Source organism: Microvirga sp. P4_A5 (assembly GCF_056402495.1).
Window position 1 is genome coordinate 1 of sequence record NZ_JBFUHH010000180.1, and the last position, 3,247, is coordinate 3,247.

Consider the following 3,247-nt stretch of genomic DNA (forward strand, 5'->3'; position numbering starts at 1 on the left):
AGGATCTCTTTGGCTTGGTTCACCCGAGCCGCCAGATATGTCGAACCGCCCTGGTCGGGATGAAGTTTTTTTATGAGTCTTCGATGTGCCTGTCGGATCTCGTCGAGACTTGCGCCCGGCTGAAGTCCAAGGACCTGATGGGCCTCCTCTTCCGACATCGCACCCGATGACGACTGAGCGCCCGGCCGAGCGTGCTCACGACCCCGAACGGTTTCACGCCACTGAGGCAGCCGACGGTCGAGATAAGCCTCAAGGAGGCGGGCGCCTTGCGGATCACCGGCCTGGCAGTCGCTCAAGAGCCGATACAAGCTGGCCTCGTCGAGAGAGCTGAGCCTCCGTCCTGCGAAAGCCCCGTCGAGCACGGCACCGTCCATCTCCCCCGTGTCGCGATCAAGCTCCATCTCAAGCATTGTCGAGGAGACTCGCGAGGGGCCGTGAGGGGTCTGCGACGGCCGCCCGCCCATGCTTGAGATGCTCAGACCGCCCCAGCCAAGAAGCCAAACTCCGAGGCTTCCGAGCAGGAGAGCCATGTCGATTCGCCCCCGCAGCCCCAGCAACGCCGCAGCGCCAAGCATCAGAATCCCGCCGGCCACCCTGATTATCTTTGCCAGGGCGGCGGTGTTGGCGTGCCGGAAATTGTGCAGGAACAACCCCAGGATAGCAGCAGCCGCGATGCCGTACAGCAGAGTCATGGCTTGCGGCCGGTCATCGAGGTCAGCAGGCCGCGTGCCTGTTCGCTGTCCGGAGCAAGCCGGGTAAGACCTTCGACGCCACTTGCCGCATAGGCGGCCGCGGCGCGCAGCAGTTCGGACAGGGCCAGCGCAGCGCGGGTGTCAAAGCGGGCATAGGCCCCGCCGGTCAGACGAGCGACCTCTTGAAAGGCCCGGGCCGCGTCTGGATCGTGGCCCTCGTGGAACATGAACGCCTTGACCCCGAGCAGGCCGAGCTCCCCCGCGATCACGCAGAGATCATCGATCGGCTCTTCCATGGCGTCGCCAACAAAGACGAGCACCTTGAGCGGCGCCTTGCTCGCCTCTGATCGGACGTGGCGGAGCACGCGTCCGATCTGGGTTTGACCGCCCCGGCAGGAAATCTTCGTCATGAGGGTGGTCAGGCCTTGCGGATCTGCAACCCACCGGGAGGAGCGACATTCATCGAAGCCCCGGAAATACACAAGCTGGATCGAGAGCCCGCCGGCATGACTGGCAGCCGCGAACATCTCACTCTGAACCCGGCAGGCCAGATCCCAAGTGGGCTGGCGGCTCATGGTGGCGTCGAGGGCAAAGACGAGCCGCGCCCGTGGAACACCGCTCTCCAAGGGACCAAGCCGCCTAGCCTGCTCCAGAAACGACTCGATCGCGGAAGATGATTGCGTGAGGTTCTTCCTGTCAGTCATTGTCCCTCCATCCGTCTATGATGTGGTCACTCGGAGGAGGCTTGTAAATCAGCTGCGGAAGAACGAAGCGTTGCGGCTTGGCGCGCGATTGCGCAGCAGCTCTGCCGCCAGACGGACGGCCAAGTCTACATTATCAAGCTGACGCCAAGCCCTGAGAGCGGATATACTGAAATCGCACGCATCTCGAGCGTCCCGCCGGAAGGCGGGCCGGCGGGAGCCACCAAAGAGAGGTGGATCATGTCGTGGAGACGCACAGCGGTTGTGGCAGCCGCCATCGTGAGCTGCCTGACTGTATTAGACGTCGTCCTCGATTTCGTCGTCGACTGGACATGGTTTTCGGCCGTCGGCTACCTCGACGTCTTTTGGACGATCTTCAGTACCAAGGCCCTGTTGTTTCTGGCGGTCTTCGCGGCATCCGCGATCATCATCTGCTGTAACGGTTGGTTTGCATCCAGGTCTGCGAAGCATGCAACCGGGAACTCCCTTGAACCGGCAGGAGGCACGGTGCACCTGGCGCTATCGGCCGGCATGTCGAATGTCATTGGTAGACGTCTTGCTCTTATCGCCGCGGGTGCGGGCGTCATCCTCGCAGGGCTGCTGGCTGCCGGAGAGACCATCAACTGGGACCCTCTCCTGCGGTTTGTCTATCAGGTACCCTACGGCCAACGTGACCCCGTTTTCGGCAACGACATCGGCTTCTATCTCTTCTCACTCCCGGCCTATATTGCTCTCAAGAACTGGATGCTGCTGACGGTCAGCTTGAGTATTCTCGTCGCCGGAGCCGTCTACTGGACGCGTGACCATATCGAATTTGACGGCCAAAGCCTGACGATATCTCCGGCCGCCATCGCTCATGGCTCCGCTTTGCTCGGTGCCTTCTTCGCCGTSAAAGCGTGGTCCTACGGACTGGACCGCTATCTCCTCCTGTACGGCGACAATGGCGTCGTGGTGGGTGCAAGCTACACGGACACGCACGTTGTGCTGCCCGTCCTCTGGGTGCTCATCGGGCTTGCAGTCATTGCAGCTCTCATGTCGTGGGGCAACGTGTGGGCCCGCACTTACAGGCTTCCCCTAGCGGCGGCGGTGCTGGTCTTCGGAAGCCTCTATGTACTGGCTGAGGTGCTTCCTGCCTCGTTCGAGCGCTTGTATGTGAGACCTAGCGAGTTGGAGCTGGAGAGGCCATACATCCAGCAGAACATCACGCTCACTCGACACGCCTATAACCTCCATCGAATGGCCGCCAGGGCCTTCCCCGTCGAGCAGAGCCTGACGTCCGCCTCGCTCCAAGCCAATCAGGCGACCATCGGCAATATCCGGGTATGGGATGAGCAGCCGCTCCTGACCACATATGGTCAACTGCAAGAGATTCGGACTTACTACAAGTTCTGGGACGTGGATGTGGATCGTTACTGGCTCGACGGTTCCTACCGACAGGTGATGCTGTCGGCCCGCGAACTCGAGTCCGCGCTCCTCCCCGCCAATGCGCAGACCTGGGTCAATCGCCACGTGCTGTTCACGCACGGGAACGGTGTGATCATGAGCCCTGTCACCCAGAAAAGTGGCGAAGGGCTGCCAGTCTTCTATCTCCGCGACATTCCGCCGGTTGCGACCGGCGGTCCTCCGATTCGTGAGCCCCGCATCTATTACGGCGAACTGACCGACAACTACGTCATCGTCAAGGGAAGCACGCCGGAGTTCGACTACCCCAGGGGCAAGGACAACGTCTACACAACATACGACGGCGTCGGCGGTGTGGCGGTCGGCGCGGGTGCCCGGAGGATGCTCTTCGCCAGGTATTTTGGCGATCCGAACATCCTGATCAGCAGCTACGTCACCGACGAAAGCCGGATC

3 protein-coding genes are annotated in these 3,247 nt (G+C 61.7%); 1 reads left to right on the forward strand and 2 read right to left on the reverse strand.

The annotated features are described in order from the left end of the window. Both AC1DVM_RS22820 and AC1DVM_RS22825 read right to left on the reverse strand, forming a co-directional pair. Positions 1–692: DnaJ domain-containing protein (locus AC1DVM_RS22820; RefSeq protein ID WP_477258380.1), on the reverse strand; the 692-nt coding region annotated here is incomplete at its 3' end. After that, positions 689–1,396, reverse strand: a complete 708-nt coding sequence (locus AC1DVM_RS22825) for a vWA domain-containing protein (RefSeq protein ID WP_477258382.1) — start codon at positions 1,394–1,396, stop codon at positions 689–691. The genes AC1DVM_RS22825 and AC1DVM_RS22820, both read right to left, overlap by 4 nt. Positions 1,397–1,633: 237 nt before the next feature. On the opposite strand from AC1DVM_RS22825, the gene AC1DVM_RS22830 reads away from it, so the two are divergent. Next, positions 1,634–3,247, forward strand: a 1,614-nt coding sequence (locus tag AC1DVM_RS22830; RefSeq protein WP_477258384.1) for a UPF0182 family protein, incomplete at its 3' end; no start/stop codon positions are given.

Bases quoted from the DNA above. Each gene is read 5' to 3' on its own strand.
- AC1DVM_RS22825 (WP_477258382.1), bottom strand. From the start codon at position 1,396: ATGACTGACAGGAAGAACCTCACGCAATCATCTTCCGCGATCGAGTCG.